This is a genomic window from Rhizobium sp. P1_B8, assembly GCF_056406515.1.
The window spans coordinates 315,278-322,576 of sequence record NZ_JBFTZZ010000004.1; the positions used below are offsets into that span (position 1 = coordinate 315,278).

The window sequence follows — 7,299 nt, forward strand, 5'->3', positions numbered from 1 at the left end:
CGACTGAGCTCTTGTTGAACAGCACCAAATTCTAGGCAGCCTCTGGCTGCCTTTTCTTTGCGCTCCGATCAGCCGGCCAGCACCCGCTGCGACGGGAAGGTGATCTCGACGAGCGTGCCCTCGTTGGGCGTCGAATTGATCGAGAACGTTGCCCGGTTGGCATCCACCATCGCCTTGGTCAGCGGCAAGCCGAGCCCGGTGCCGTCGCCGCGATGGCGCGATTGGGTCGAGGAGACCTGCCGGAACGGCTTCATCGCCTGGTCGAGTTCGCTGCGCGTCATGCCGATGCCGGTATCGCGGACCCTGAGGACGACGCTGCCATTGGCCTCATAAGATGTGGAAACGACGATCTGCCCGCCGGATGGGGTGAAGCGGATGGCGTTCGACAGGATGTTCAGGGCGATCTGCTTGATCGAGCGCAGGTCGGCCACGACATCGGGCACCGATTGCGACAGCGCCGTGCGGATGATGACGCGCTGGCCATTCGCCTGCGGCTGGATCAGCGCCACGGCCTCGGAGACCGCCTCGTTGAGACCGACGGCATCGAAATCGAGATCCATCTCGCCCGCCTCGATCTTCGAAATGTCGAGCAGGTCGTTGACGATGTCGAGCACATGCCGGCCGGAGCGGCCGATGTCGTTGGCATATTCTATATAACGCGGATGGCCGATCGGGCCGAAGCGCTCGCCCGCCATCATGTCGGAAAAGCCGATGATGGCGTTGAGCGGCGTGCGGATCTCGTGGCTGACACGGGCGAGGAAATCGGTCTTGTGGGCGTTGGCGGTTTCAGCTGCACCCTTGGCGTTGCGCAACTCGTCCTCGGTGCGCTTCCACTGGGTGATATCGCGGATGACGGCGCAATAGCCGTTTGAGGAGGTGAGCTGGCCCATCGTCATGAACAGCGGCACGAAGCCGCCGGCGGCCTCGCGGCCGATCACTTCACGCCCGTCGTTCAGCACACTTGCCACGCCATGGCCGGAGAGGCCGTTCAGATAGTCGATGACCGCTTTCTGGCTCTCATGGGCAAACAGCATGACGAAGGGTTTGCCGCGCGTCTCCTGCTCGTCGTAATTGAAAAGCGCGCTGGCCGACCGGTTCATCGAGCGGATGTCGCCCTCGGTGCCGATGACGACGACGCCGTCGGTCGCCGTTTCCAGGATCGAGCGCAATTCCTCCACTTCGACTTGAAGCTTGGCGACTTTCTCGACCATCCGCTCGGGGCGGCCTTCGGAACGGCCCTCGGACCGGTTTGCTTCGCCACGGCCATCTTCCTTGCCTTCCACCGGCATCAACGCCAGCATCAATGCGTTGGCGTCTTCCCAGCGCACCGATTGTAGCCGCGCGGTCACCGGGGCCAGCGTATCATCGGCCTTGACAAGTATCATGGTGCCGGTGCCGACAGACTTTTCCTCGAGTTCACGGCGCTGCAGCAGGGCTTCGATGCCGCCCACCTCGCGCAATGCCTCGAGCGAATCGTAGCCCGTCAGCCGCATGAATTCCGGATTGGCATGGATCAGCGCATCGCCGATATGGATGAGCACGGCAACAGGCAACTGGTCGACCGTGCCCACCGAAAGCCCGTCCGTCATCTTGACGCGCGGCGGAATGAAGCTGGTGAGAACCTCGATCTGGCTGACCGTCTCCTCGAGCCCTTCCGTTGCCTCGTCTTCGGCGATGACTGAAGGCTCTTCGGTGGCGTCGTCGTCTTCGCTCTGCGCCTCGACGGCATTCTCGAAGATCGCCTCCTGCGCCGCCACCTCTTCGAGCGACAGTGTTTCCGCCTTCTCGGAGATGGGTGTTTCGGCCTCGACCTCTTCGGGTCCGGAGGCCTTTTCGAAGCCGGCGGTTTCGGTGACGGCGGTTTCTATCGGCGCCGGAACGGCAGGCTCGTCCTTGCTGGCGCCGAAGGCTTCGAGGCGCTTGGCGATCTCGCGGAAATTGGCCTGTTCGGCGGCCGTCAGCGCAGCACCGCTGTTGTGGAGCTGAACGATCTTGTCGGAGAAACGGCGATTGGGCGTTTCCGAAATGCGAAGCGCCGGCGGCTCTTGCGGAAGATCGGCTGGGGGCTCTGCAGCGGAAACGTCGCCGGCATCGACGCTGCCTTCCGCTTTTTCTGCTGCACTTTCCTGGGCAGGTGTCTCGATGGCCACCTGCTCGGTGGCAATCTCTTCTGGCGCTGGCTCCGTCTGCGGCGCCTGATCCTCGACCTCTTGCGTCAGGGCGGGTTCGATCAGCGGTTCTTCAAGCGCTGTCTCCGCTTCATCTACCACCTCGGCAATGGTTTCGGCAGGTGGGCCGAGGCTCGCTGCGTCATGGCCGATACCATCAGGGCCGAGTGTCAGACCGAGCGCCAGCGGATCTTCCTGGGCATCGGAAAGCCGGACGACGCCGAAGCCGCGGAACCCATCGAAGTCGCGGTTGCGGGTATAGGTCGGCAGCGCCGCCAGATCGACCGGAACGACGAGGCTGGTGCCTTCGACCGGCCAGAGGATCGTCTTGCCCGACCAAGTGTCGCGGCGGGCGAGCGCCTCGGAAAGCTTGCCGTCAGGATCGAGATTGAAGAGGGCGGCGACATCGCCGAAGGCAGATCCGATGATATCGGAGGCGTGCGGACCGACGGCCTCGGCAAATTCGTGGCTGACCTCGTTGAACCGGCCTTCGGCGTCGATTTTCCAGACGAAGCGCGTGGCGCGGCTGTTCGGCCTGAAGACGAAGCCGGGCTCAGCCGCAAGCGGGGGCAGGTCGGCGACCACAGACTTTGCGATGACGGGCTGTTCATGGACCGCTTCCGGCGTTTCTTCGATAGGCGTTTCGCTGGCTTCAACAGGCGGTTCCACCGTATCGGCAACGGAGGCCAAATCGTCCTCGATGACCGCGACGGGCTCGGAGGCTTCAGCCGCGCTGCTGTCGATCGTGCTCTCGTTGCTCTCCGGCTTCGCATCCGCGGCAGGATACAGCCCATCGTCAACCGCCTCGTCTGCGGATGCTAGAGCTGTCCCGGCCGGCTGTTCGCTTTCGCCGGCGATCTCCTCGAGCGTCTCCTCGACCTCTTCGATTCCCGAGACCGCGTCGATGATATCGGTGAAGCCTGTAGCGGCAACAGGCTCGTCCTGAAGCGCTTCGGCCGGCGGCACGCTTTCTTCCTGTGCGGGCGCATCGACCGGGTCGAGCGCGGGCGCATCGATCCCGTCGAGATGACCGATCGCAGTCTCCACGGCAAAAAGCAGATTGAACGCCGGATCGTCGCTGAGCTTGCCGACGGCGGCCGGAAGATTGCCTCTGCTGGTGGCGACGGGTCGTTTCACCAACCGGTCGGGATGCGCGCCGGCAAGGTTGATCAAGGTTTTTGCCGTCTGCTCGGAGATCCCGAGCGAGGCAAAGCCCGGCGAGGCCGCGATGACCTCGCCATTGGCGCCGATCACCGCCATATGTGTGTCGGGATCATCAAGTCCCTGCAGCATCTGGGCCGCCGATGCGCCGGCCGCGAGTGGCTTTGCCGAGATCGGCACTGAAAACAGGATGGCCTTTTCGCCCTGGGAAAGGCGGATCAGTTCGGCAGCCGCCTGTACCTGCGCACGCTGAAAGCCCTTGGCAACGCGGATCATCAGGCTGCGGCTGTCGCCGATATCGGTCAGCTGGCGCGCGGCGGTTTCCAGCTGGCGGAAGGTGATGTCGGCGCGGTCGACCCCCTGATCGAGCAGGTCATAGACAGCCGAATGGCCGAAAAGCTCGGCACCTGCACCGTTCGCCCAGAGCAGACGGGCAAGATCGGCCGAAAACAGCACCATGGCCTCGCCGCGTGAAAAGCGTTCCCGTACCCGTGCATGCACGGCGATATCGATGAACGGATATTGGACTGCGGGCATGTTCGAACCTTGTCGCTGTCGGCCTTCTTAAATTAACGGCTTATTAATAACTGCGGGGCGCATGCCGGTCCAGAAGAGGAGGGGGTTTTCGGCCGGAAAGGTTAACGTCTTGTGCGCCGCACAATAATTGTTGCAATGCACAATGAAATGTCTTATATAAGCATCATCCAACAAACGCAGGCAGCGGCTGCCTCAACCCAAAGGATGCGACCCATGGCTACCATAAAGACCGACGACGTTTTTTCAATCGCTTCTTTCGACCCGTCCAAGTTCACGGAATCTTTCCGTGAATTCGCCGAAAAGGGCGCTCAGCAGTCGAAGGATGCCTATGCCAAGCTGAAGACCGCCGGCGAGGAAGCCGGCAAGACGCTCGAAGCCACCGTCCAGACGGCTCAGGCCGGCTCGGTCGAGATCGGCCTGAAGGCGATCGACATCCTGCGCGTCAATTCCGAGAACTCGCTGTCGCACTTCGAAGCGCTGCTCGGCGTCAAGTCGCCTGCCGAATTCTTCGAGCTGCAGACCTCGTTCATCCGCAAGCAGGCCGAACTCACCGTCGAGCAGGCGAAGTCGATCCAGGAAACCACCAAGCAGGTGGCCGAGAAGCTCGCAAAGCCCTCCAAGGACGCCGCCGAAAAGGCCATGGCTTCCTTCAAGGTTGCCTGATCGGTTTTTACCGATCGGAGATAAAAGGCTGGACCTCGCGTCCAGCCTTTTTGTATATTGGCGAGGAATGGGGCTTGAATTCGTCGCCAAGTCCTCGTATGTGACCCCCGTCGCGCCAAGCGCGATTTATGCGGTTGTAGCTCAGTTGGTTAGAGCGCAGGTTTGTGGCACCTGAGGTCGGAGGTTCGAGACCCCCCAACCGTACCATCTCCCACTTGTCCATATCGAAGAAATAGGTAACAGAGCGTCCCTAAGACATAAGTGACAACCTCGTGGCGAACGGGTTGCCGATCGGACGCAAAGTCCTTTGCTCGACCGCAGGCCGACATCGCCGGCCACGCGCTTGACCAGCAGTTCTCTGATCTTCCTGGCAGCCCAATGCGGCTTCTTTTGCGAGATGATCATCGCCTCGACCGGTTCACGGAGTGGTTGGCGCAATGCTTCGGCCGTCGCGACCGATCCGCCACGGCCTCCAGGCCGTCATCTTTGTAGCAATTGAAAATTTTTTAGCCGGTCGTGCCGAGATGCCGAATTACATTCATACGGCTGGTCAACCGCATGACAGCGAATCTCGTTTGACTACGTCGCTGCAAACTATTCCTTTAAGGACCTCCAGGTGCCCTTCGCAAACCGTCTTGACCAGTTCGAGCAGTAATGCAGTTTGTTCAGCGAGCCAGCCAAGCGCTTCCTCGCTAATTTCGAAATGTTTCGAATAGCGCGCCTTCACGTATGCCTCGTTCAACGTGTTGAACCAGGCGCGCTCACGATGCTGATCACGCGGAAAGGCTTCGGCCAGCCGGCGGTCCTGCTCCTCAGCGAGCGAGCGCAGAAACTTGAGGTTGTGCGATGGCGGGCCGTAGTTGGTTAGGGTCAACAGGACGCAGGAGTAGGCTTGTTCGAGCGATTGATGCAGGCTGAATGCCGACCAATTTATCCAGGCGTCCCCGGTCCTTTCCGACCTGCTGAGTTGAAATTTAGCTGTCTCCAGGATGGTTGTGGCTTCGGCAAACCTTTGCTCAAAAATCTCTTTTGCCAACCGCAGTCGATCCTCCGCCGAAAGAGGCTCGGGCTCGGCCAGCGGCTCATCGTCGAGTTCGTAGAGAACGATGCCTTCCTTGCGGATATCGGAGAAAAAATACTGTCCTTCCTTGAGGTAGGTGTTCACCTCGCGTCTGGAATGGACGATGAAGCTAACCGGCGTTTCGATCGAGGCTTCGTGGATCAGCCGGTCGGCGGCCTTGTGCCAATATTCGGTGAATTCGCAGAGCTTGCGGTTGTTGACGATGATCAGCAGATCGAAATCGGAGCGATACCCCTTCATGGTAAAGGGTTCATCGACCCATCCACCCTTCGCGTAGGAGCCGAACAGGAGAATCTTCAGGATCCTGCCGCGCTTCTTGAAATCGGCCGTACCTTCCTTCAGCGCATCCTCGAATTCCTCGTGCAGGATTTCGAGAACCCGGCCGAGTTCTCGCTGCTTGCGAAGCGGCATATGATCGAGCGACGATTTCATGAGCAATCGATAGGCGAAAGATCCAATATCGTCTACTGGCAAATTTAGCACCGCTCAACTCCAGCTTTGCCCTTGTGTCTCATCCGGTTGCCAACCCACGCTCGAGATTGATGAAAAACTTCAGTCGCTTAGGGACAAGTACCGTCTGATCGCGGCGTAGTCGGAACGCCGTGCACAGCCCGAACAAAGCGTGAATTAAGTATTCGATTATACTATCTTGAAAAAATCAGTTAAATTGCTTATTTGTCGCAGCTGATAAGGACCCGGCGCAAAAACGTCGTTCGGCCTGACCATTGCAAGAGAGCGGCGTCGCTTGTTGGTGCACTGCTCCGAATATGCGAGGACAATCATGGCGATCATGTTCGTCAGAGCGCAGGTGATCAGCAGGGGAGCGGGACGCAACATCGTCTCGGCCGCCGCCTATCGTCATCGCACGAGGATGATGGACGAACAGGCCGGTACGTCGTTCAGCTATCGCGGCGGGGCTTCCGAACTGGTGCACGAGGAACTGGCCCTACCGGATCAGACGCCGGCCTGGCTGCGGTCGGCGGTCGAGGGGCGTTCCGTCGCTGGTGCCAGTGAAGCGCTGTGGAATGCTGTTGAAGCTTTCGAGAAACAGGCAAACGCGCGGCTGGCGCGCGAGTTGATCATCGCGTTGCCGGAAGAGCTGACGCGGGCCGAGAACATCGCGCTGGTGCGCGAGTTCGTCCGTGATAACTTTACGTCCGAGCGAATGGTCGCCGATTGGGTTTATCACGACAAAGACGGCAATCCGCATATCCATCTGTTAACGACCGTGAGACCGCTGACGGAGGAGGGCTTCGGGCCGAAAAACGCTCCTGTTTTGGGAGAGAATGGCGAGCCATTGCGTTTTGTCACGGCCAGGCGGCCCACTGGTCGGATTGTCTATAAGTCCTGGGGCGGCGACAAGGAAACCTTGCAGGCGTGGAAGATCGCCTGGGCGGAAACGGCCAGCCGGCACCTGGCGCTTGCCGGTCACGAGATCCGGCTCGATGGCCGCTCCTATGCCGAACAGGGCCTCGATGGCATCGCGCAAAGACATCTCGGTCCGGAGAAGGCAGCCCTCTCCCGCAGGGACGCGGAGATGTATTTTGCTCCGGCCGACCTTGCCCGTCGCCAGGAGATGGCCGACCGGCTGCTTGCAGATCCTGCGCTCCTGCTGAAGCAGTTGAGCAATGAACGCTCCACCTTCGATGAGCGCGATATCGCCAAGGCGCTGCATCGCACTGTCGACGA

Annotated in this window: 4 protein-coding genes, 1 tRNA gene and 1 pseudogene; 3 read left to right on the top strand and 3 right to left on the bottom strand. The window is 60.4% G+C overall.

From position 1 onward, the window contains the following. Nucleotides 1–68 precede the first annotated feature (68 nt). Nucleotides 69–3,866, bottom strand: a complete 3,798-nt coding sequence (locus AC1D2N_RS08390) for an ATP-binding protein (protein ID WP_130651744.1) — start codon at nucleotides 3,864–3,866, stop codon at nucleotides 69–71. A 213-nt stretch (nucleotides 3,867–4,079) separates the two neighbouring features. Between AC1D2N_RS08390 and AC1D2N_RS08395 the strand changes: the two genes are divergently transcribed. Together AC1D2N_RS08395 and AC1D2N_RS08400 are read left to right on the top strand one after the other, a co-directional pair. Beyond that, a complete protein-coding gene (locus tag AC1D2N_RS08395) occupies nucleotides 4,080–4,529 on the top strand; it encodes a phasin (RefSeq protein ID WP_018244864.1) in 450 nt (149 codons plus the stop codon). A gap of 130 nt (nucleotides 4,530–4,659) precedes the next feature. Beyond that, nucleotides 4,660–4,736 (top strand) — tRNA-His (locus tag AC1D2N_RS08400). A gap of 117 nt (nucleotides 4,737–4,853) precedes the next feature. Here the strand turns inward: AC1D2N_RS08400 and AC1D2N_RS08405 are convergent. Next, nucleotides 4,854–5,035 (bottom strand): annotated as a pseudogene (locus AC1D2N_RS08405) (IS481 family transposase); the annotation flags it as partial. Nucleotides 5,036–5,079: 44 nt separating this feature from the next. After that, nucleotides 5,080–6,093, bottom strand: a complete 1,014-nt coding sequence (locus AC1D2N_RS08410; protein ID WP_130651745.1) for a nucleotidyltransferase and HEPN domain-containing protein — start codon at nucleotides 6,091–6,093, stop codon at nucleotides 5,080–5,082. Between the two features lie 298 nt (nucleotides 6,094–6,391). Here AC1D2N_RS08410 and AC1D2N_RS08415 point away from each other — a divergent pair. Then, nucleotides 6,392–7,299, top strand: a 908-nt coding sequence (locus AC1D2N_RS08415) for a MobA/MobL family protein (RefSeq protein ID WP_477981082.1), incomplete at its 3' end; no start/stop codon positions are given.